Source organism: Aromatoleum toluclasticum ATCC 700605 (assembly GCF_000378245.1).
In the GTDB taxonomy this organism is placed as follows: domain Bacteria; phylum Pseudomonadota; class Gammaproteobacteria; order Burkholderiales; family Rhodocyclaceae; genus Aromatoleum; species Aromatoleum toluclasticum.
The window spans coordinates 289,462-310,307 of the sequence record NZ_KB899496.1 but is presented as its reverse complement, the minus strand read 5'-3'; the positions used below and the strand labels follow the sequence as shown (position 1 = coordinate 310,307).

The following is a 20,846-nucleotide window of genomic DNA, read 5'->3' as shown; positions in this document are numbered from 1 at the left end:
CTGGCCCGGCGCAATGGGATTCCTCTTCAACCGGGTGGGCCGCTGGCTCGGACGTGCGCTGACGCGCCCGGCCCACGTCCACACCCTCTCGCAACCGACCCCGGCCGGGATTCTGCTGGCCTGCCTCCGGCCGGGCGACGTGCTGCTGATCGAGGGGCATTCGCGCATCAGCACGGCAATCAAGTACCTGACGCAATCGACGTGGTCGCACGCCGCGCTGTACGTCGGTGACGCGCTGCAAGGCCGTGCGCCTGACGGCCATTGCTTCGTCGAAGCCGACATCGTGGGGGGCGTGCGCAGCGTCGGCATCGAGGAGTTCGCCGGTCTGCACAGCCGCATCTGCCGCCCGAGCGGGCTGACGGACGAGGACTGCCGCAGGGTTGTCACCTACGCGATCGAGCGCATCGGCTATCAATACGACTTGCGCAATGTCTTCGACCTCGCCCGTTACCTGCTGCCGACGCCGCCGGTGCCACAGCGTTTCCGGCGGCGGATGCTCGCGCTCGGCAGCGGCGACCCGACCCGCGCGATCTGCTCGACCCTGATCGCGCAGGCATTCCAGTCGGTGCGCTACCCGATCCTGCCGGTCGTGACGCAAGGGCCGAGCCGTGACGCGATGTGCGCGGACTGTATCGAGGAGATCCTCCACGTGCGCCATCACAGCCTTTTCGCACCCCGCGATTTCGACGTCTCGCCCTATTTTGCGGTCGTCAAACCGACCCTCGCGCGCGGCTTCGACTACCGTTCGCTACGGTGGGAGGACGAGCCGGTTACCCATGACGACGCACGGATCGAGGAGGAAGCTTGACAAATGGACTGTACAGTCCAGAATGCAGGCATGCAAACCGGACGCCCCCTCGAATTCGATCCTCAGCTCGCCCTCGACGCCGCGATGGGCGTGTTCTGGCAGCGGGGTTTCGAGGCAACGTCCCTTTCCGATCTGCTGGCGGCGATGGGGCTGTCGAAGAGCAGCTTCTACAACGCGTTCGGCAGCAAGCAGCAGTTGTTCGAGGCCTGCCTCGTGCGTTTTCGCGGGCGGCATGTCGAGCGCATGCGTGAAATGCTGCGCTCGGCGGCTTCTGCGCTGGCTTTCGTGCGCGAAATGCTCCTCACGAACGCCCGCGAGGCCCGCGAGCCGGGTCCGCGGCGCGGCTGCCTCATCATGAACACGGCGACCGAGTTCGCCGGGCGCGACGCGGCCGTCGCCGCGTGCGTCGCGGATGCCGCGCGCGACTTCGCCGGCGTGTTCCGGACGGCCATCGAGATGGCTCGGGAACACGGCGAGATCCCGCGCGAGGCCGACCCCGAGGTGCTCGCGCGCTACCTGCTGACGACGATGGCGGGGCTGCGCACGATGGTCAAGGCGGGCCTGCCCGCCGACGAGCTCGAAAAAGTCGTCGAGGTCGCGATGGGCGCCCTTCATTGATTTTTTTGCGCCATTTTTGGACCGTACGGTCCATTTAACCCGAAGAAGGAGAGCGTGATGCTGGCCGAATACAAGATGACACTACCGCCCCAATCGCCCACGACGGCTGAAGGTAGCGCGAAGGCGGTGCTGGACAAGGCCCTCCGGCAAGTGGGCTTCATTCCCAACATGTACGCCAACATGGTGCATTCGCCCGGCGTGCTGAACACCTACCTCGACGGCTATGCCGCCTTCCGCAACGATTCGGGCTTCACGCCGGCCGAGCAGGAGGTCGTCTTCCTCGCGATCTCGCGCGAGAACGGCTGCGAGTACTGCGTGGGCGCACACAGCCTCATCGCCGACAAGTTCTCCGGCGTGCCGGTCGAGGTGACCGACGCAATCCGCGACGGCCGTCCGCTGCCGGACGCCCGGCTGCAGGCGCTGGCGGAATTCACGCGCGTCATGGTGGCGAGCCGCGGCCTGCCCCGGCGCACGGAGGTGGATGCCTTCCTCTCTGCCGGCTACACGGAGCACCAGATTCTGGAGATCGTCCTCGCAATCGCTGTCAAGACGCTCAGCAACTACTCGAACCACCTGTTCCACACCGAACTCGACGAGAAGTTCGCCGAACGCCGCTGGGCCGACCCGCGCTGAACGAAGCTTCCGGCAAGACACCCCGGCCGCCGCGAGGGCCGGCGGCCCGGCAGATCCCCCCTCGAACATCGACACAAGGGCAAAAAGAATGGCAACCGTGGCTTACGTCAGTGAAAGCGACGCCGTCGGCGTCGTACGGGAAGTTTATGAGGACATCCGGAAAACTTTCGGCATGTCCTTCGTGCCCAACCTCTTCAAGGTCATGGCGCACAACCCGGCCTACCTGCAGTCCAGCTGGCAGCGGGTCAAGACGATCATGGGGCCCGGGCTGCTCGACCGCAAGACCAAGGAAATGATCGCCGTCGCCGTGTCGGCGACCAATGGATGCGACTACTGCGTGCAGGCGCATACCGGGGCACTGCGCGCGATGGGGAGCACGGACGGGGAGCTGGTGGAGCTGATGGCCGTAGTGGACCTCTTCAGCGGCTTCAACAAGATGCTCGAGGGGCTGCGGGTCGATAACGACTTCGCTCGCTGAATTCCCGTTTCCAGGAGGTGTGACACATGCAGCCCACACGACTGACCGGTATCGAGGCGTGCGTCTTCGACGCCTACGGCACCCTGTTCGACTTCAACAGTGCGGCGCAAGGCGCACGCGACGAGCTCGGCGACGACTGGCAGCGCCTGTCCGACCTCTGGCGCCAGAAGCAACTGCAATACACGTGGTTGCGGGGGCTGGGTCAGCATTACGCCGACTTCTGGCAGGTGACCGGCGACGCGCTCGATTTCGCGCTCGCCACCTTGCGCCTCGACCGGCCCGGCCTGCACGACCGGCTGATGGACCTGTATCTGCGCCTTCGATGCTATCCGGAAGTGCCCGAAACGCTGCGGGAGCTGAAAGCGGCGGGAATGAAACTCGCGATCCTGTCCAACGGATCGCTGCCGATGCTGTGGGCAGTGGTGCGCAACAACGGCCTCGAAGCACACTTCGACGCCGTGCTGTCGGTCGAGGAGGTGCGCGTGTTCAAGCCGCATCCCTCGGTGTATCGGCTCGCGTCAACGCGCCTCGACACTGCACCGGGAGAAATCTGCTTCCTGTCGTCGAACGGCTGGGACGCGTTCTCGGCGAAGTCTTTCGGCTTTCGCGTGCTGTGGTGCAACCGCTTCGGCCAGGAACCGGAGCGCATCCCTGCGACGCCGGACGGCGAGATCGCCGATCTTTCTCTCCTGCCCGAGTGTCTCGGTTTCGCAAGGCCAGCCGCAGCGGACTGACCGGATCTGTAAGGATGAGCGGTCGCCATGCGACCAATCCTTATGCGCGCTTGCCCTGCCCCGAACACCAGCCCCGACCGCCTGCCCGCAACAGGTGGAACCGGACGCAGCGGGCGCGGTTCCGCCTTTCGGTTTTCGGGAGACCCCATGCACAAGATCAGTCCGCGCCCCCTGCGCCACGCGATCGCGGCAATGCTCGCTGCCCTGGCAATACAGTTGCCCGCCCTCGCCCAGGCCGCGCCGTCCGACGGCTTGCGCACCGTCGCAAGCGCGCGTTCCTTTCCGGAACTGCTCGATCGACTCCAGAACGAGGTCGACAGGCACGGCCTCGCGGTCGTCGCCGTCGCCAGCGCGAGCCGCGGCGCCGCCACGCGCGGCGTGAAGATCCCCGGCAACGCGGTGGTGATGGTGTTCCGCAACGACTACGCGGTGCGCATGCTCCAGGCGAGCGTGCCGGCCGGCATCGAGGCGCCGCTACGCTACTACGTGACCGAAAACGCCGACGGCACGGCGACGCTGTCGTGGCGCACGCCGAGCAGCGTGTTCGGCCCTTACGGCAGCCCCAGGCTCGACGAGATAGCACATGAGCTCGATCCGGTCTTCGAAGCCATCGGCCGCGATGCGGGCCAGTGAACTCGCTTCGCCGCGCGGGATGCGGCACCCGGCCGCGACGCTCGCCTGGCTCCTGCTCGCCGCGGCGATCGGCGTCGCGGCCTATGCCGCGCAAGGCGGACGCCATCTCGCGCTGTATGCGGTGAGCCTGCTGCTCGGCGCAGCGCTGCTATCGAGCGAATTCGGCTTCACCGGCAGTCTGCGGCGCTTTATCGTCGACCGCGACCCGCTCGCGCTGCGGGCGCCGCTCGCGCTGCTCGGCCTGACGACGCTCGCGTTCGCCCCGGTGCTCGCCGCCGGCGAGGTCTTCGGCCAGGCGCTCGGGCCGGCCGCCGCGCCGGTCGCGGTGCAGGTCGCAGCCGGCGCGCTCCTCTTCGGCATCGGCATGCAGTTAGCCAGCGGCTGCGGCTCGGGCACCCTGTTCAGCCTCGGCGGCGGCAACGGACGCATGCTGGTCGTGATCGTCTTCTTCTGCGTCGGCTCCTTCGCTGCGAGCCTGCACATGGACTGGTGGGAATCGCTGCCTGCGGCCGACCCTGTCGTGCTCGGCGAGCGGCTCGGCTGGCCTCTGGCTGCACTGCTGCAAAGCGTCGCGATCGCCGCGCTGTGGTGGTGGCTAGGGCGGCCACGCCACGCGGGCTGGCCACGGCTCGCCGCGCCATGGGCGCCGGCTCGCGCGCACAGCCCGTGGCCGGCGCTGCTCGCCCTCGCCATCCTCAATCTCGCGACCCTGGTGCTCGCCGGCCACCCCTGGACCATCACCTGGGCCTATGCGCTGTGGGGCGCGAAGGCGGCCGTGATCCTGGGTTGGGATCCCGCGACATCGGCCTTCTGGCAGGCACCGTTCCAGTCGGCCGCCCTCGCCCGCGGCGTGCTCGACGACGTCACCTCGCTGATGGACATCGGGCTCGTGCTCGGAGCGGCCGGCGCGGCGCTCGCCGCCGGGCGCTGGACGCTGCGCTTCGACCGGCGCCCAGGTGCGCTGATCGCAGCGATACTGGGTGGCCTCCTCATGGGATATGGCGCACGCATCGGCTTCGGCTGCACGATCGGCGCATTGCTCTCGGGCGTCGCGTCGACCAGCGTACACGGCTGGCTGTGGTTTGCGGCAGTGCTGCCCGGGACTTGGCTGGGTGCCAGACTACGCCCGCATTTCGGTCTGCAATGACAGGAGCTCCACAATGAAAGCCGGCCGATTCGTCCTTGCCGCCGCCCTCGTCCTCGCGATCGCACTGTTCTTCCAGTTCGATCTCGACGGTTACCTCAACCTCGACTTCTTCAAGAGCCAGCAGGCCGCCATCGAGGCCTGGCGGGAGGCGCGGCCGCTCGCCGCGGCGCTCGGCTTCTTCGTCCTCTACGTCGCCGTCACCGGCCTGTCGCTGCCCGGCGCAGCGGTCATGACGCTCGTCGCCGGCGCCATCTTCGGCCTGGCGTGGGGAACGCTGATCGTCTCGTTCGCCTCGACGATCGGCGCCACCCTCGCCTTCCTCGCCTCGCGCTTCGTGCTGCGCGAGTCCGTGCAGTCGCGCTTCGGCGACCGGCTCGCGGCGATCAACGCCGGGGTGGAGAAGGATGGCGGCTTCTATCTCTTCACGCTGCGTCTCGTTCCCGCCTTCCCCTTCTTCGTCATCAACCTCGTGATGGGCCTGACGCCGATCCGCACCCGGACCTTCTACTGGGTCAGCCAGCTCGGCATGCTCGCCGGCACCCTCGTCTACGTGAACGCCGGCACCCGCCTCGCGCAGATCGACTCGCTCGCCGGCATCCTGTCGCCAGGGCTGCTCGCCTCGTTCGCGCTGCTGGGCGTGTTCCCGCTGATCGCCCGAAAGCTCGTCGCCGCCGCCAAGGCGCGCAAGGTCTACGCTGGCTGGCAACGCCCCGGCCATTTCGACCGCAACCTCGTCGTGATCGGCGCCGGCGCGGCGGGGCTCGTCAGCAGCTACATCGCCGCCGCGGTGAAGGCGAAGGTCACCCTGATCGAGAAGCACAAGATGGGCGGCGACTGCCTCAATACCGGCTGCGTGCCGTCGAAGGCGCTGATCCGCTCGGCGAAGCTGCTGTCGCACATCCGGCGCGCGAAGGAGTTCGGCATCCGCGAAGCCAGGGCGGAATTCGACTTCGCCGACGTGATGGAGCGCGTGCAGGCCATCATCAAGACCGTCGAACCGCACGATTCGGTCGAGCGTTACACCGGCCTCGGCGTCGAGGTCATCGAAGGCCGGGCGAAGATCGTCTCGCCGTGGGAAGTCGAGATCGCGCGCAACGACGGCGGGCACCAGCGGCTCTCCACCCGCAGCATCATCATCGCTACCGGCGCACGCCCCGCCGTGCCCGCGATCCCCGGCATCGAGGACGTCGGCTACTACACCTCGGACACGATCTGGAACCTGCGCGAACTGCCGCGGCGCCTCCTCGTGCTCGGCGGCGGGCCGATCGGCGCCGAACTGACGCAGACCTTCGCCCGCTTCGGCGCGAACGTGACGATGGTCCTGCGCGGCGAGCGCGTCATGCCGCGCGAGGACCTGGAGGTGTCCGAACTCGTCATGCAGCGCTTCCGCGTGGAAGGAATCGACCTGCGCACCGGACACAAGAGCCGGCGTTTCGTCATCGAAAACGGCGAGAAGACGCTCGTCGCCGAACACCAGGGCGAGGAAGTCCGCATCCCCTTCGACGTGCTGCTCGTCGCGGTCGGCCGTGCCGCAAAGCTCACCGGCTACGGGCTCGAAGAACTCGGCATCCCGACCGGGCACACCGTCGAAGTCAACGAGTTCATGCAGACGAACTACCCCAACATCTACGCCGCGGGCGACGTTGCCGGCCCGTATCAATTCACGCACACGGCCGCGCACCAGGCCTGGTATGCCTCGGTGAACGCCCTGTTCGCCCCGTTCAGGAAATTCCGCGCCGACTATTCGGTCGTGCCGTGGTCGACCTTCGTCGATCCCGAGGTCGCCCGCGTCGGCCTCAACGAACAGGAGGCCCGCGCGCGCAACATCCCCTTCGAGGTCACGCGCTTCGCCCTCGAGGAGCTCGATCGCGCAATCGCCGACGGCGAGGCGCACGGCTTCGTCAAGGTGCTCACCGTGCCGGGCAAGGACAGGATCCTCGGCGTCACGATCGTCGGCGAGCACGCCGGCGACCTCATCGCCGAGTACGTCATTGCGATGCGCCACGGCCTGGGCCTCAACAAGATCCTCGGCACCATCCACATCTACCCGACGCTCGCCGAGGCCAACAAGTACGCCGCCGGCGAGTGGAAGCGCGCCCACGCGCCGCAGAAATTGCTGGCATGGGTCAGGCGCTTCCACGACTGGCGGCGCGGCCGTCCGCTATCGAGCATGTCTCACACCGTCACGCCGCGAGAACGTCGACGCGCCGGCATGGCGGCCCACACGGACTGAGGGCGGTTTCCTTGCTTCGCATTCGGCGAAAAAACATGCGACCGTCGATCATCATCCCCCTCCTCAACGAAGCGCCGAACCTGCCCGCTCTGACCCGTCAGTTGGCGCCGCTCGTTCAGGCAGGTGTCGAGGTGCTCTTCGTGGATGGCGGTAGCCAGGACGGCAGCGCGAGTCTTGCCGAAGCGGCAGGATTTCGTGTGATACGCAGTCGGCGGGGCCGGGCCTGCCAGATGAACGCCGGCGCGACGGCATCGCACGGCGACACGCTGATCTTCCTGCACGCGGACACGGCGCTCCCGACCGACGCCCTGCAGGCCATCGACGCGAGTCTTCGCACAGGACGCGAATGGGGGCGCTTCGACGTGCACATCGCGGGCCGCCCCTGGATGCTCGGGATCGTCGCCCGCATGATGAACTGGCGCTCGCGCATCACCGGTATCGCCACCGGCGACCAGGCGATGTTCATGACGCGGCAAGCCTTCGAGTCCCTCGGCGGCTTCCCGGATCAGCCGCTGATGGAGGACATCGAGATGTCGCGGCGGCTCCTCGCCCGCAGCCGGCCCGCCTGCCTTCGCAGCAAGGTAACGACTTCCGGGCGCCGCTGGGAATCGCGCGGCGTCTGGCGCACCATCTTCCTCATGTGGCGACTGCGCTGGAATTACTGGCGCGGCGTTCCCGCGAGCCGGCTCGCCGAGGCCTACCGATGACCGCCACACGGATCGTGATCATCGCCAAGGCACCGATCCCCGGATTTGCCAAGACCCGCCTGATCCCGGCTCTCGGCCCGGAGGGTGCCGCACGGCTCGCGCGGCAGATGCTCCGCCACACCGTGAGCAACGCACTCGCCGCAGCACTCGGACCAGTCGAATTGTGCACCACGCCCGATCCACTGGATCCGGTCTGGTCGAACCTGCAACTGCCGGGGCAATTGACCTGGAGCGACCAGGGGAAAGGAGACCTCGGCGCCCGCATGGCCCGAGCCGCCGCACGCTCGCCCGCCCGGGGAGAACGAGTCCTGCTGATCGGCACCGACTGTCCGACCATCAGCGCAGACGATCTGCTAACGGCGTCCCGCGCTCTCGACACGCATGATGCCTTCATCCAGCCCACCGTCGATGGAGGTTATGCCCTGTTGGGCCTGCGCGCCTTTCATCCACTCGTCTTCCACGACATCCCGTGGAGCACGGATAGCGTTGCCTTCGACACCTTGTGCCACATGGGGCGCCTGGGATGGAGCGTGCTGTCCCGCCCCCCGCTGCACGATATCGACGAGCCGCCGGATCTCCGTTTCCTGCCCGCGGACTGGCTCATCTCACGGTCTGCATGATCAGCGGGAAGTGTTAATATACGGAATATATACAAACCGTACATAGGGTAACTTCGTGGGAATCGTCAAGATCTCGGAGCAGGTACATGAGGCGCTGCGCCGAACCAGCGCCGCGCTGAGCCGTTCCATCAACAGCCAGGCCGAACATTGGCTGCGCGTCGGAATGCTCGCGGAACTCAATCCGACGCTGAGCTATGGTCAAATTTGCCAGATCCTGATCCAGGAAGAAGTCGCGCACGGCACACCCGAAGCACTTTCCCCGCTGACGAACCCGAGCAAGGTGGCCTGATGGCAAAGAAGCAGCAGGTTCCGATCCGCTCGCAGGCCGAGATCGCCATGTCCCGGCGCGCCGGCGCTCTGGCGGCTGATGTCCTCCGCATGATCGGGGACCACGTCCGACCAGGCGTCACCACCGACGAACTCGACCGCATCTGCCACGACTACATCGTCGAGGTGCAGCAGGCGATTCCGGCGAACATCGGCTATCACGGCTACCCGAAAACGCTGTGTACCTCGGTGAACCACGTCGTCTGCCACGGCATCCCGTCCTCGAAGCGCCTGAACGGCGGAGACATCCTCAACATCGACGTCGCCGTCATCAAGGATGGCTGGTATGGCGACAGCAGCCGCATGTACTTCGTCGGCAAGCCCGGCGTCCTCGCCCGGCGACTCGTCCGGACGACATACGAAGCCATGCGCGCCGGCATCCTCGCCGTCCGTCCCGGCGCCACGCTCGGCGACATCGGCCACGCCATCCAGGCCGTCGCCCACCGCGAAGGCTTCACCGTGGTGCGCGAGTATTGCGGCCACGGCATCGGCGACATCTACCACGACGAGCCGCAAGTCCTCCACTACGGCCGGCCCGGCGCCGGCCTGACGCTCGAACCCGGCATGGTCTTCACCATCGAACCGATGATCAACGCCGGCCGTCCCGAAACCCGCGAACTGGCCGACGGCTGGACCGTGGTCACCAGGGACCACTCGCTTTCGGCGCAGTGGGAACATATGGTGGCGGTCACGGCAGACGGCTTCGAGATCCTCACCCCCTGGCCGGATGGCTGTGGAGACTACCCGGCGATCGCGGCGGACGTCCTTGTACCGGCGCAGGGGTAGCCGGTTGTCTGTTTCGCGATCGGATCAGCCACGGGATGGAGCGACGGGTCGTCAAGTGTGCGCGGCGCTCGAAGCATCCGACCAAGGGCCCCTGCGGCACGCCTGTGACAGGCTCACGACAGACCGCCGCCCCCCATGGCTCCGCTACGGGTGGTTCCCCAGCGGCTTTTGCCAGAACAGCGCGCTGCCTGCGCGCGCATCGAGCGTGTAATCGCGAAAACCGAACTTCGCATAGGCCGCCCGCGCCACTTCATTACCGCTCAGCACTTCCAGCGTGATCTTGCAGCAACCCCGCTCGCTGGCAGCGGCCTCCACCGCCTCCAGCAGATGCTGGCTCACCCCGCGCCCGCGGTACTCCGCAAGAACCACGAAATCGTGAATATTGATCAGCGGCCGTGCTGCGAAGGTGGAAAACCCTTCTAAGCAATTCGCCAGCCCCATCGCGACACCGTCCGCGTAGGCGATCAGGCTGAAGGCATGCGGCAGGCGTGCAAGCTCCCCCACGACCCTTTCCTTGACGTCGGCCCGCAAAGCCTCGCCGCCCCCCATGGCGTCGCGGGCATAAGCGTCCAGTAACGCAATAATGTCTTTCGCATGAACGGGATCGCGATAATCGGCGCGAACGATTTCGATGGGCATGTGTGTGTTTCCCGGGGTTTGTTTCGTGCGAGCGCCAATCATACCGCTGCCGGCTGCCCCTGCTCGCGGACATGCGCCCACGCCTGAATTCGCGGCCAGGACATGCGCTCAAGCAGCATTCATGTGGCCGTTCCAATGTAGCACTGCAGCAAAACTGGGTCGTTTTTCACCGTGCGATGAATATCCGGAACGACTGGATCGGCCAGATGTTGATGTCGGACCTTCGCAGACCCGCCTGAAACCCGCGCCATGGCTGCACTAACCCTAGATGAGTATATCCCGCACCGACGACATGGGTTTCTTTTGACATTCGTCAAACGTGAGCGAAATTTTTGTGCAACGCACATAGCCACACCTTAAAAGTGGGTACTATGCCCCACAATTCATTCGCGTCATGCAAGAGGAGTAGCTCATGAAAAAATCGTTAGTCATCGTCTCCCTGCTCGCCCTGGGCACTGCAAGCCCCTTTGCACATGCCTACAAGGCCGGCGACTTCATCGTCCGCGCGGGTGCAGCGAAGGTTGATCCGGACATCGGCGATTCGCATGTTTCGTCGACTGCAACCGGCAAGGTTGCAGGATCCAGCGTGGATGTGAGCGACGATACGCAGCTCGGTCTGACGTTCGGCTACATGCTGACGGATCACGTTGGCGTGGAGCTCCTCGCCGCCACCCCGTTCAAGCACAGCGTCAGCGTCAAGGGCCTGCCCGCGGGCCTCAACGGCAAACTCGCCACCATCGAGCAACTGCCTCCGACCGTTACGCTGCAATACTTCCCGCTCGATTCCAGCTCCAAGTGGCAGCCGTATGTCGGCGCCGGCATCAACTACACGACCTTCTTCAATGAAGAGCTGACGGACGGGCGCAAGGCACAGGGCTTTTCCCACCTTGATCGCGAGGATTCCTGGGGACTCGCCCTGCAGGCCGGCGTCGACTACATGCTGACCGACAGGGTTGTGCTTAATGCGGCCGTGTGGCGTATCGGCATCGACAGTCAAGCCACGGCCCGGCATCCGGCGCTCGGAAAGGTCAAGGTCAGTGTCGAGATCGATCCGTGGGTGTACATGGTCGGCATCGGCTACAAGTTCTGAGCCCGCAGCAACACAGGGCAATCCAGACGGCGACCCGCGGGTCGCCGTTTTCATTCGGCGCGGCGCTCTGTGATCACGGTATACTCATCGGCTTTCCAGATTCTCCGGAGCCCCGCCATGGAAGCCGAACGCGTCAACGCCATCTCCCTGAAACTCGACGACCTGCAAGCCCGCGGTCGCGAACTTCGGAGGTATCTTTGACTACGACGAAAAAGCGTCGAAGCTCGAAGAAGTAATCCGCGCGCTGGAAGACCCGGCCGTCTGGAACAATGCCGAGAAGGCTCAGGACCTCGGCAAGGAAAAACGTCAGCTCGAGAACGTGGTCGTCAACCTGCGCGACATCGAGCAGTCGTCCATCGACCTCAAGGACCTGTTCGACCTCGCTCAGGCCGAGGACGACGAGGACACCCTGACCGCCGTCGAGGCCGATCTCGACCCGCTCGAGGCCAAGGTGCACGCACTCGAATTCCGCCGGATGTTCTCCAATCCGATGGACCCGAATTCCTGCTTCATCGAAATCCAGGCCGGCGCCGGCGGAACCGAGGCCCAGGACTGGGCGGGCATGCTCGAGCGCATGTACCTGCGTTATTGCGAGCGCAAGGGATTCACTGTCGAGCTTATGGAAGAGTCCGAAGGTGAAGTCGCCGGCATCAAGGGCGCCACGATCAAGGTCAGCGGCGAATACGCCTACGGTTTCCTGCGCACCGAATCCGGCATCCACCGCCTCGTGCGCAAGAGCCCGTTCGACTCCAACGCGCGCCGCCACACCAGCTTCTCGTCGGTGTTCGTGTATCCGGAAGTCGACGACTCGATCGAGATCGACATTAACCCGGCGGACCTGCGCATCGACACCTATCGCGCGTCCGGCGCCGGCGGCCAGCACATCAACAAGACCGACTCCGCGGTGCGCATCACGCACGAACCGACCGGCGTCGTCGTGCAGTGCCAGAACGACCGCTCGCAGCACAAGAACAAGGCCGAGGCGATGTCCATGCTGAAGGCGCGCCTGTACGAACTGGAACTGCGCAAGCGCCAGGCCGAACAGCAGAAGCTGGAAGACTCCAAGAGCGACATCGGCTGGGGCCACCAGATCCGCTCCTACGTGCTCGACCAGTCGCGCATCAAGGATCTGCGCACCAACTACGAAGTCGGCAACACCCAGGCCGTGCTCGACGGCGACCTGGAGGACTTCATCGCAGCGAGCCTCAAGCAGGGTGTCTGAGCGGCCAGTCCACGCACGCCCATGACGCCTGAGCTCGCTGATTTCCTCGCCCCCGGCGTTGCCGCGGACGATGTGCCGGAACTCGCGCCGCTCGTCGCGGCGCGGCCGCTGATCGACGCCTTCATCACGCTGTTCCGCGGCTCCGAGGCGGAGGTCATGCTGCGCCTGCTGGTGCTGCGCGAGATCGGTCAGGAAGCGGAATCCCCGCGCTGGTCGCCCGACGCCCTGCGCGCGCGCTTCACCTACCTCGACCCGGTCAAGCTCGAAACCGTCCTGAAGCGCCTGCGCGACAACCAGCTCCTCGCCTATGCGGACGACGGCAATTACCACCTCTCGGACCTTGGCCGCAACGCCGTGGCGGCCATCGCCATGCTGCTGCGCTTCTCGGCCGAAGAGGACGCGGAACTGGGCTTCCTCACCGCCCAGCTCGCCGGCCTGCAGGCCGTGGGCAGGGTCACACCCGAAGCGCTCGGCCACCTGCTCTCCAAGCTCAACGATCTCACCTGGCATTTCGAGGAGGCGATCGCCTCCGGCTCGGAGTTCCAGATCCTCGGCGCACGCCGCCGGCTTTCCGCCAACGAGCGCTGGCTCGGGCGCGGCACCGAGATCCTCAAAGGCCTGCTGGCTGACCCGGAAGTCGATTTCGAGATCGCGCGCGTCGCACAACGCATCGGCCTCGCCCAGTCCAGGCTCGCTCGCGCCGACGCAAGCTTCCAGCGCGCGCTCAACAAGATCGAGGCCCAGCGCGTCACCCTGGGCGCATCGGGCATCTCCTCGTCCGACGTCGCGGCCTGGCTGCGCGGACTCGATGCCGCCTCCTTCGCCGGTTTTGCCGAGGGCGCCCTCCTCGTCGTACCCGAGCTGCGGCTGCTCGCGGGCGGCCACGAACTGATCGACCGCGCCGAGGGCGTGCTCTCCGACGAGGTCCGCGCCCGCGAAACCGACAACGCACTGCCGCCCCCCGACGCCGCGGCGGTGAGCGCCGCGCCCGAGCAGGACGATCTCGCCCTGCTCGAACACTTTGCGCGACGCCTCGATACCCTGCCCGACTCCGCCCCGCTGCACACCGTGGTGGCCGGCGGCGGTTTCGCGCCCGCCTCCTACCGCCTGTCGCTGCTGGCGCTGCTGGCCGACGGCGAATCCGCCGGCCCAGCCGACGGGCCGGTAGGCGAATTCATGCGCCTTCCCGTGGATGTCCACTTCGGCGATGCGCTCATCCCGGTCGGCGACGACGAGATCGCCGCCATGTCCGAGGGCCGGGTGGCCCCCCGCCCCGCCTCCTCCGCATCCACGGAAACCGCGAACGCGCGCCCCCACATGGACGCCTGATGGAACACGAACTCAAGACCCTCACCGCGCGCCTGCTCGCCCACCGCTGGCTCCCGCGCAACGACCGGCTGGTACGCCGCGCGCTGGTCGACGAGACCTTCCGCGTCGAACTCGACCACCGCCTCGCAGCCGTCGGCCTGCAAATCCAGGACAACCCGTACGCCAGCCACGTCGCCGCCGTGCTCACCCCCGAGATGTTCGAACCGGTATTCGGCGCCCGGCGCGAATACGCGGCGAGCAACGTGGGGCTCACGCGCGACGAGATTGCCCTGCTCGTCGTCATCTGGTCGCTCGTCATCCTGCCCAAGCGCGAGCGCCAGGTGACCCGGCGCGAACTGGCCGACGACGGCCAGGGTGACATGTTCGGCGCCGACAAGCCGGTCGTTCACGGCGAAGCGGTTTCCGGCGGACTCTCGGAAGCCTCCCTCCTCACCGACTTCGGCCAGCTGCTGGGCGGCAAGACCAAGGTCAAGAATTTCATGCTCGGCAAACTCGCCCGGCTGGGCTTCATCGAGCGGCGCAACGGCGTGCTTTACGAAGGCCCCCTGCTCGATGTCGCGCTCGACTATCGCGTGCTCGCCGACCGCATCATCCACGGCACGCTCGCCGACGTGCTCAAGAACGCAGGGCACGCCGTTCCCGAAGCCAACGCCTTCGAGGAGGCCGAAGTCCTGCCCGACGTCGACGACGAAGAGGAAAACGCCTGATGTTCCACATCAAGCAACTGGAACTCGTCCACTGGGACTACTGGCGCCGGTTTACGCTGCCGCTGGACGCGCAGATCATCACCATCGTCGGCCCCAACGGCTCGGGCAAGACCACCCTGCTCGACGCCCTGCGCACCCTGTTCGCGCTGCGCTGCTCCGGCAAGCGCGACTTCCGCCGCTACGTGCGCCGCGCCGAGCGCAGCTTCGCCTGGATCCGCGCCGTCGTCGCGAACAAGCCGGGCGCCACCGGCCGCCGCCCGTTCTTCCCCTGCCTGCACGACGAAGTCACCCTCGCCTGCCGCATCCGCCGTGCCGGCGGCGAATGGACACGCGATTACGCCATCATCGACGGCGACCAGCCGATCGAGGTCCTGGAGCAGACCGAAGACTGGGTCGGGCTGCGCGACTACCAGAATCGCCTCGCCTGGGGCGGGCTCACGCCCGCGATCGCGAAAGTGCTCTCGCTTGAGCAGGGCGATACCGACAAGCTGTGCGAATACTCCCCGCGCGCGCTGCTCGAACTCGTCTTCGACGTCTTCGGCGACAAGGAAGTGCTCGACAACTACCAGGCCGCACGCGAGGAACAGAAGAGCGCCGAGCGCGAACTCGACGACCTCGGCCTGGACCTCGACCGCCTGCGCGCGCAGGCCGAAGGGCGGCGCCTCGAAGCCGACAACTACCTGCAGTGGAAGCAGCTCGCGGACGAGACGCACGCGCTCGAAGCCGAGATCGTCCCGCGCCTGGAGGCAGCCGAGCTCGCGCGCGACGTCGTCGCCGAACGTAATGAACTCGGTCGCCAGCGTGGCGAATACGCGCTCAAGCAAGCCGAGCGGCGCGCCGCACGCCTGCGTCTCGACGAGGTCCAGGCCGAAAAGACCGAGGCGGAAGGCCGCCGCAACATGCTTCGCGCCGAGCATGACGCCGCCGGGGCGGCACACCTGCAAGCGCACGACACGGTCCGCGATTTCGAGAAACTCATCACCGAACGCGACAACCTGCGTACTCAGCTCGCCGCCGAGCACGGCGCCGACGCCGTCGCACTCGAAACGCAGCACGAAGCGGCCGAAGCCGCGCTGCGCGAACTCAAAGCGCGGGAACGCACGCTCGTCGCCGAATTCGAGGACAAGACCACTTCGCTGCGCAATGCCAGGAGCCGTTCGGGGCCACCGTCCGATCCCGAGGTCGCCCGTTTCCGCGCGCTGCTCGACGCCGAAGGGATCCGCCACTGCGGCCTCGCCGAAATCGTCGAGGTCACCGACGCCGCGTGGCAGGCCGCGCTCGAAGCCGTGCTGCGCCCCTATCGGCACGTGATCCTGCTCGAGCGCGAGTCCGACCGTCATGCCGCGTGGGCGCTCGGCGAACGCGAACGCTTCCGCCACTTCGTCGTGCCCGAGCGCGAAGAGGCTCCGCCGGCAGCCGCCCGCAGCCTCGCCGAGGTGGTGCGCTTCTCCGCTGCCGCCCCGCGCTGGCTCGCCGACCTGCTCAACCGCATCCGGCGCGTCGACAGCGTGGAAGCCGCCCGCGATCTTCCGCGCGAGATCGAATGGATCACCCGCGACGGCTACCATCGCGAGCGCCGCGGCGCCCGCCACCTGGGCCGCCCCGCCGAATTCCATTTCGGCGAACTCGCCCGCCAGGCGCGCATCGCGCAGCTCGATGACGACATCAACGGGCTCGATCGCCAGCTCCAGCACCTGCGCCCCAGGGTCGCCAAGGCTGCCGAAGAGCTCACCACGCTGCGCCAGCGCCTGCTCGGCCTGCAATCCGCTCAACTGCTTGCGGCAAAGGCCGAGACCTACGCCGAGGCGGAAGCCGCCCTGCCCACCGCCCGCGCCGCGCTCACCGCCGCCATCGCGCAGCGAGCCGACACACAGGGAGCACTGGACGAACTTGCCGGCCGCATCAATGGCGTCGTGATCGAGATCGACCGCCGCAACCGCGAACTGCGCGCCATAGACGGCCGCATCACCGAACTCGAAACCGGTGCCGCACCGCGCCGCCACACCCAGGCACAGCGCATCCTGCGCCTGCGATCCCTGCGTCGCGGCATGCCGGCGCACTGGCGCGACCCGGCCGAAATCGCGCTGCTGGCCGAACGCTACGAAAACGCCGCCGCCGCACGCCGCGAGCGCGACCGCCTGCGCGCGCGCCTCGACGAGGGCGACTGGGTCAAGGACCCGACCGTCATCACCCTGTCGGAACGCCTCAAGGCCGACGTCGCCCAGCGCGAACGCGACTACCTCGAGCGCCAGGGCTATTGCGCCACCGCGCGCCGGCTCACCGAGGACGCGCGCACCGCCTACATCGCCAAGCTGCGCGCCACCGTTCGCCAGTACGGCAAGAACCTCAAGGCGCTCGGCGAACTCGCGGGCGTCGGCGTCGATTGCCCTGCCCCGGCACTGGGCAACGACGACCTCTCCCTCGGCCACGCAGGGCTCGAAGTCCGCTTCGACTTCGACCGCAAGGGCGCGGTCGGGCTCAACGACGGCGAAGCCTCCGGCGGCCAGCAAGTCATGAAGTCCCTCATCCTGCTGATTGCGCTGCTAATGGACGACGCGCGCCCCGGCGGCTTCGTCTTCATCGATGAACCCTTCGCCCACCTCGACGTCGCCAACATCGACCGCGTCGGCACCTTCCTGCGTGCCACGCGCGCCCAGTACCTGATCACCACGCCGGTGACCCACAACGCCAACGTCTTCGCCCCGGCCCAGCTGACGCTCGTCACGCGCAAGAAGAAGCCAGGCGAAGAATGGGCGCCGACCATCGGCGTACTGGCGCGCGCGACCGCATAACGTATCCTCGCATACCGAGCATGTTCGAAGATTTCCACTGGCTGCCCTTCCTCGTCGCCATCACCGCGCTGACCATGTCGCCCGGGGTCGATTCACTGCTGGTCATGCGTAATGCGGCCCGCGGCGGAGTGCGCGACGGACTGCTTACCAGCCTCGGCATCTGCCTCGGACTGTTCGCGCACGCCACCGTCTCCGCGCTGGGGCTGTCGGTGATCCTGCTCGGCTCCGCGACGCTGTTTGCCGCGATGAAGATTGCCGGCGCGGCCTATCTCGCGTGGCTGGGCATCCAGAGCCTGCGCTCCGCGTGGCACGCACAGGGCATGCGGATTACGGTGCAAGGTGCGAGGGTCGTTCCGGCGATGACCTCACTGCGCGAGGGGCTTTTGTCGAATGTGCTGAACCCGAAGCCAATCATTTTTTACATGGCCTTCCTGCCGCAATTCATCGACCCTGCCCACTCGGCAATTATCCAGTCGCTTGCGATGGCCGCCATCCACTTTACGATCGCGATGGTCTGGCAGGGACTGCTCGTCCTGATGGTAGACCGTGCCCGCAGCCTCCTCGAGCGCCCTCGCGTAAGCCAGATCATGGACGGAGCCACCGGGGTTCTCCTCCTGGGATTCGGGGCCAAGCTCGCGGCGACGCAGGACTGACAGCGCGACGCGGCCTTGTGCCGCGCTCACGGTGATCTAAGCTGAATTCATCGGCATGGCGGCGATACGCAGCCCTGCAGAACCGGATATCCAGCGAGGGACTCCGCATGCCCGACACATCCGGCGCCGAGAAGTCGTGGCTCGCAATTTCAGAATCCATCAATATACCGCTATAAAAAGAACATGATCCGCGCCGCGCACCTTAGCCGGCGCGGATCATGACCAATGGCAAAGTCCGGGCAGTGCAGCTGCTGAAACAGGCCGCAAACTTCAACTTGCACGGCAGGCCGCGCGTAGATTCGTGGAGGTCAGAAATGTTCACCCGTCGTTCCTTTCTGAAGACTTGTGCCCTCGCTGGATCCGGCATTGCGCTCCCGCTTCATCCATTTCTTCGTACCGCGCATGCGTATGCACTGCTGTCTGGCGCCGGCGCGCTTAGCGACCCGGCGCTGCAATTCAAGTTCGTCGAATCGGCCCCCAATGCGCTGGACCCGGCCTTCCTTTTCAAGGACCTGAACAGCAACGGAAGGCCGGTCCAGGCACCCAATTTCAGCCTGCGCGCGCGGGAGACCGTGCAGGAAACCGGACTCGTCGATCCGCACAGCGGCAGGCGGCTGAAGACCAAGGTGTGGGGCTACGGCGCCGATACCGTGTCCTGGCCCGGGCAGACTTTCCAGGTCATGAGTGCCTCTGCGGGTGGCGCGGCCGAGACCGTGGTGCGCTGGGAAAACGAGCTTCAGGGCAGGAAGCACCTGCTGCCGGTCGATACCAGCACCCACTGGTGCTATTCGCTGCACGGCGACAGTTCGGTCAATGGCGTCGACTACCGGCAGTTCAGCATCGAGCGCGATGGCGTGCCCATCATCACGCACCTGCACGGCGGCCACAGCGACTACCAGTTCGACGGCAACCCGGAGTTCTTCTACAGCCCGGATGGCAAGGTCAAGGGCCCGCAGTGGGACTTCGCTCCCGATGGTTTCACCAATACCTTCCGCTACGACAATAGGGTGCGGGCGGGCAGCCTGTGGTACCACGACCATGCACTCGGCATCACCCGACTGAACGTCTATGCCGGGCTTGCGGGCTTCTACTTTGTGCGCGATGAGTGGGATACGGGCCTGCCGCGCAATCCGCTCGGCCTGCCTGCGTTTCCCTACGAGCTGGCGTATGCGGTCCAGGATCGCATGTTTACCAGAAGGGGCGAGCTGTTCTATCCGGCCTTCCCGGGCGATCCGTTCTATGAGGATTTCATCGACGGCGAGGACGCGGAGTTGCCGTCCGAACTCTTTCCGCACGGCGGCCCGACCGCGCTTGCCGAGTTCTTCGGCGACCACATCGTAGTCAATGGCAAGATCTGGCCCAAGGCGGACGTGGAGCCGCGCCATTACCGCCTGCGCCTGCTCAACGGCTCGGATTCGCGCTTCCTGATCCTCCGCTTCCGAGTTGCGGCTTCGCTGGCGGCCACCGATCTGGAGGGGGCGGGCAGCCCGCTACCGTTTTACGTGATCGGTGCCGACCAGGGGCTGGCGTCCCAAGCCAACATGATCGACCGGCTGGTGTTTGAGCCCGGCGGTCGCTACGACGTCGTAATCGATTTCGCAGACCTTGCGGGCCAGCGGATCATCATGGAGAACATCGGTGCGGATGCACCCTTCGGTGGAGACTTCGGTGAGCCGTTCGACCCTGACGATGTATTCCCCGACCGTCAGACCGACCGCATCATGGCCTTCGACGTGACCATGTCGTTCGAGCAGGCCGTGCCCGACAGCTTCGATGTGCACGCCTTCAATGACTCGGCGGGCGAGCTGGGTTTCGGCACGCAGGTTGGCGAACCGACGGCGACGCGCAAGGTTGCGCTGTTCGAGGGCAAGGACGAATTCGGTCGCCTTCAACCCCTGCTCGGCGTCGTCAATGCCGACGCCACCGCAACCGCCTTCACCTGGTTCCAGCCGCCGACCGAGACGCCGGCCCTCGATGTGACCGAAATGTGGGAGATTCACAACTTCACCGGCGACGCCCACCCGGTGCATCTACATCTTGTCAACTTCGAGGTCGTAGGGCGCAACGAAATCGAGTTCGCGGAGGGTGAGCCCTTATCCGTGCTGCAGCACAATGGTGCCCTCGGCGCGGTGGCGGCCATCTCCGACATCAGTGTCGGTGCCGCTGTGAGCCTCGGACCGAATGAAGGCTATGTGGAGAACGCACCCAAGGACGTGGTCACAGCTTTGCCGGGCCAGGTAACGCGCATCAAGGCTAGCTTCGACAAGCGGGGGCGTTACGTCTGGCACTGCCACATCCTGTCGCACGAGGACCACGAGATGATGCGCGTGCTCGGGGTCGATTGAAGACCGCCTCGCAGGAGTCCGGTGAAGGCTTACGAAGGGTGACGGTCGGTCGCGTTCGCCGCCGGTGTGCTACGCGGTAGCCACAGCCTGATCTCGCACCCCCGCCCGCCGGGGCCGGGGCAGATCTCTATCTTGCCTTCCTGCACCGTGAATTGCCCCGGGTTTCGCGGAGGCCGTTTTGTTTGAGTCAGGCAACCGTGGCCTGCTCGGTTCGACTGCGATAGTAGCTTGATCCGTCGTTGATCACCGGTCTGGTTTACCGTCATATATATGATAGGCATATAGACGGTAAACGAGCAATTCCCTTACACCTAGCGGCGTATACCGTTAAGAATACCGTCAGTT

At 66.2% G+C, this 20,846-nt stretch carries 20 protein-coding genes; 19 read left to right on the top strand and 1 reads right to left on the bottom strand.

Translation table 11 applies throughout. The features are described from left to right. The first annotated feature begins 13 nt into the window (after positions 1–13). The 12 genes from F464_RS0112685 (at position 14) to map (ending at position 9,724) form a co-directional block, all read left to right on the top strand. Positions 14–808 carry a YiiX/YebB-like N1pC/P60 family cysteine hydrolase gene (locus F464_RS0112685; protein WP_018990198.1) on the top strand — a complete coding sequence of 265 codons (795 nt, stop codon included), beginning with the start codon at positions 14–16 and terminating at the stop codon, positions 806–808. A 3-nt stretch (positions 809–811) separates the two neighbouring features. Next, a complete protein-coding gene (locus F464_RS0112680) occupies positions 812–1,426 on the top strand; it encodes a TetR/AcrR family transcriptional regulator (protein ID WP_018990197.1) in 615 nt (204 codons plus the stop codon). A gap of 57 nt (positions 1,427–1,483) precedes the next feature. Further along, positions 1,484–2,059 (top strand): carboxymuconolactone decarboxylase family protein, encoded by a 576-nt coding sequence (locus F464_RS0112675; RefSeq protein WP_018990196.1) that lies wholly within the window; start codon positions 1,484–1,486, stop codon positions 2,057–2,059. 172 nt (positions 2,060–2,231) lie between these two features. Further along, a complete protein-coding gene (locus tag F464_RS0112670) occupies positions 2,232–2,537 on the top strand; it encodes a carboxymuconolactone decarboxylase family protein (protein ID WP_157353735.1) in 306 nt (101 codons plus the stop codon). Between the two features lie 26 nt (positions 2,538–2,563). Then, a complete protein-coding gene (locus F464_RS0112665; RefSeq protein WP_018990194.1) occupies positions 2,564–3,271 on the top strand; it encodes a haloacid dehalogenase type II in 708 nt (235 codons plus the stop codon). Between the two features lie 147 nt (positions 3,272–3,418). Next, entirely contained in the window at positions 3,419–3,904 is a 486-nt protein-coding gene (locus tag F464_RS0112660) for a DUF302 domain-containing protein (protein ID WP_018990193.1), read from the top strand. Then, entirely contained in the window at positions 3,855–5,051 is a 1,197-nt protein-coding gene (locus tag F464_RS28400; protein WP_084600490.1) for a YeeE/YedE family protein, read from the top strand. Before F464_RS0112660 ends, F464_RS28400 begins: the two co-directional genes overlap by 50 nt. Before the next feature lie 13 nt (positions 5,052–5,064). Next, complete coding sequence (locus tag F464_RS0112650) at positions 5,065–7,284, top strand: FAD-dependent oxidoreductase (protein WP_018990191.1); 2,220 nt, start codon at positions 5,065–5,067, stop codon at positions 7,282–7,284. A gap of 35 nt (positions 7,285–7,319) precedes the next feature. Next, positions 7,320–7,991 (top strand): TIGR04283 family arsenosugar biosynthesis glycosyltransferase, encoded by a 672-nt coding sequence (locus F464_RS0112645; protein WP_018990190.1) that lies wholly within the window; start codon positions 7,320–7,322, stop codon positions 7,989–7,991. After that, positions 7,988–8,611: a TIGR04282 family arsenosugar biosynthesis glycosyltransferase gene (locus F464_RS0112640; protein WP_018990189.1), complete on the top strand. Its 624-nt coding sequence runs from the start codon at positions 7,988–7,990 to the stop codon at positions 8,609–8,611. Before F464_RS0112645 ends, F464_RS0112640 begins: the two co-directional genes overlap by 4 nt. Before the next feature lie 55 nt (positions 8,612–8,666). Continuing rightward, positions 8,667–8,900, top strand: a complete 234-nt coding sequence (locus tag F464_RS0112635) for a ParD-like family protein (protein WP_018990188.1) — start codon at positions 8,667–8,669, stop codon at positions 8,898–8,900. Further along, positions 8,900–9,724, top strand: coding sequence for a type I methionyl aminopeptidase (gene map / locus F464_RS0112630; protein WP_018990187.1), 825 nt, complete (start codon positions 8,900–8,902; stop codon positions 9,722–9,724). Before F464_RS0112635 ends, map begins: the two co-directional genes overlap by 1 nt. A gap of 144 nt (positions 9,725–9,868) precedes the next feature. Here the strand turns inward: map and F464_RS0112625 are convergent, their stop codons facing one another. Further along, positions 9,869–10,363 carry a GNAT family N-acetyltransferase gene (locus F464_RS0112625; protein ID WP_018990186.1) on the bottom strand — a complete coding sequence of 165 codons (495 nt, stop codon included), beginning with the start codon at positions 10,361–10,363 and terminating at the stop codon, positions 9,869–9,871. 412 nt (positions 10,364–10,775) lie between these two features. Here F464_RS0112625 and F464_RS0112620 point away from each other — a divergent pair, with 412 nt between their 5' ends. The 7 genes from F464_RS0112620 to F464_RS0112590 all read left to right on the top strand — a co-directional run bounded on the left by F464_RS0112620 (position 10,776) and on the right by F464_RS0112590 (position 20,501). After that, positions 10,776–11,453: an OmpW/AlkL family protein gene (locus F464_RS0112620; RefSeq protein WP_018990185.1), complete on the top strand. Its 678-nt coding sequence runs from the start codon at positions 10,776–10,778 to the stop codon at positions 11,451–11,453. Positions 11,454–11,570: 117 nt separating this feature from the next. Beyond that, positions 11,571–12,675 (top strand): peptide chain release factor 2 gene (gene prfB, locus F464_RS0112615; RefSeq protein ID WP_157353733.1). Its coding sequence is split into 2 segments (ribosomal slippage): positions 11,571–11,651 and positions 11,653–12,675, totalling 1,104 coding nucleotides; the frame shifts between segments, so codons are not numbered across the junction. Positions 12,676–12,696: 21 nt separating this feature from the next. Further along, the gene (locus F464_RS0112610; RefSeq protein ID WP_018990183.1) at positions 12,697–14,004 is read left to right on the top strand and encodes a hypothetical protein; all 1,308 of its coding nucleotides are present in this window, start codon (positions 12,697–12,699) and stop codon (positions 14,002–14,004) included. Beyond that, positions 14,004–14,711 (top strand): hypothetical protein, encoded by a 708-nt coding sequence (locus F464_RS0112605; RefSeq protein WP_018990182.1) that lies wholly within the window; start codon positions 14,004–14,006, stop codon positions 14,709–14,711. Before F464_RS0112610 ends, F464_RS0112605 begins: the two co-directional genes overlap by 1 nt. After that, entirely contained in the window at positions 14,711–17,503 is a 2,793-nt protein-coding gene (locus F464_RS0112600) for an AAA family ATPase (protein WP_018990181.1), read from the top strand. The genes F464_RS0112605 and F464_RS0112600 overlap by 1 nt, the downstream gene beginning before the upstream one ends. 20 nt (positions 17,504–17,523) lie before the next feature. Beyond that, positions 17,524–18,156, top strand: a complete 633-nt coding sequence (locus F464_RS0112595; protein ID WP_018990180.1) for a LysE family translocator — start codon at positions 17,524–17,526, stop codon at positions 18,154–18,156. A 314-nt stretch (positions 18,157–18,470) separates the two neighbouring features. Then, complete coding sequence (locus F464_RS0112590; protein ID WP_018990179.1) at positions 18,471–20,501, top strand: multicopper oxidase family protein; 2,031 nt, start codon at positions 18,471–18,473, stop codon at positions 20,499–20,501. Positions 20,502–20,846 lie beyond the last annotated feature (345 nt).

Excerpts from the sequence above, each read along its gene's own strand:
- F464_RS0112660 (WP_018990193.1), top strand. The coding sequence starts at position 3,419 with ATGCACAAGATCAGTCCGCGCCCCCTGCGCCACGCGATCGCGGCAATG.
- F464_RS0112675 (WP_018990196.1), top strand. The coding sequence starts at position 1,484 with ATGCTGGCCGAATACAAGATGACACTACCGCCCCAATCGCCCACGACG.
- F464_RS0112600 (WP_018990181.1), top strand. The coding sequence starts at position 14,711 with ATGTTCCACATCAAGCAACTGGAACTCGTCCACTGGGACTACTGGCGC.
- F464_RS0112645 (WP_018990190.1), top strand. The coding sequence starts at position 7,320 with ATGCGACCGTCGATCATCATCCCCCTCCTCAACGAAGCGCCGAACCTG.
- F464_RS0112640 (WP_018990189.1), top strand. The coding sequence starts at position 7,988 with ATGACCGCCACACGGATCGTGATCATCGCCAAGGCACCGATCCCCGGA.
- F464_RS0112670 (WP_157353735.1), top strand. The coding sequence starts at position 2,232 with ATGTCCTTCGTGCCCAACCTCTTCAAGGTCATGGCGCACAACCCGGCC.
- F464_RS28400 (WP_084600490.1), top strand. The coding sequence starts at position 3,855 with ATGAGCTCGATCCGGTCTTCGAAGCCATCGGCCGCGATGCGGGCCAGT.
- F464_RS0112665 (WP_018990194.1), top strand. The coding sequence starts at position 2,564 with ATGCAGCCCACACGACTGACCGGTATCGAGGCGTGCGTCTTCGACGCC.
- F464_RS0112620 (WP_018990185.1), top strand. The coding sequence starts at position 10,776 with ATGAAAAAATCGTTAGTCATCGTCTCCCTGCTCGCCCTGGGCACTGCA.
- F464_RS0112590 (WP_018990179.1), top strand. The coding sequence starts at position 18,471 with ATGTTCACCCGTCGTTCCTTTCTGAAGACTTGTGCCCTCGCTGGATCC.
- F464_RS0112650 (WP_018990191.1), top strand. The coding sequence starts at position 5,065 with ATGAAAGCCGGCCGATTCGTCCTTGCCGCCGCCCTCGTCCTCGCGATC.
- F464_RS0112610 (WP_018990183.1), top strand. The coding sequence starts at position 12,697 with ATGACGCCTGAGCTCGCTGATTTCCTCGCCCCCGGCGTTGCCGCGGAC.
- F464_RS0112625 (WP_018990186.1), bottom strand. The coding sequence starts at position 10,363 with ATGCCCATCGAAATCGTTCGCGCCGATTATCGCGATCCCGTTCATGCG.
- F464_RS0112605 (WP_018990182.1), top strand. The coding sequence starts at position 14,004 with ATGGAACACGAACTCAAGACCCTCACCGCGCGCCTGCTCGCCCACCGC.
- F464_RS0112680 (WP_018990197.1), top strand. The coding sequence starts at position 812 with ATGGACTGTACAGTCCAGAATGCAGGCATGCAAACCGGACGCCCCCTC.
- F464_RS0112595 (WP_018990180.1), top strand. The coding sequence starts at position 17,524 with ATGTTCGAAGATTTCCACTGGCTGCCCTTCCTCGTCGCCATCACCGCG.
- map (WP_018990187.1), top strand. The coding sequence starts at position 8,900 with ATGGCAAAGAAGCAGCAGGTTCCGATCCGCTCGCAGGCCGAGATCGCC.
- F464_RS0112685 (WP_018990198.1), top strand. The coding sequence starts at position 14 with ATGGGATTCCTCTTCAACCGGGTGGGCCGCTGGCTCGGACGTGCGCTG.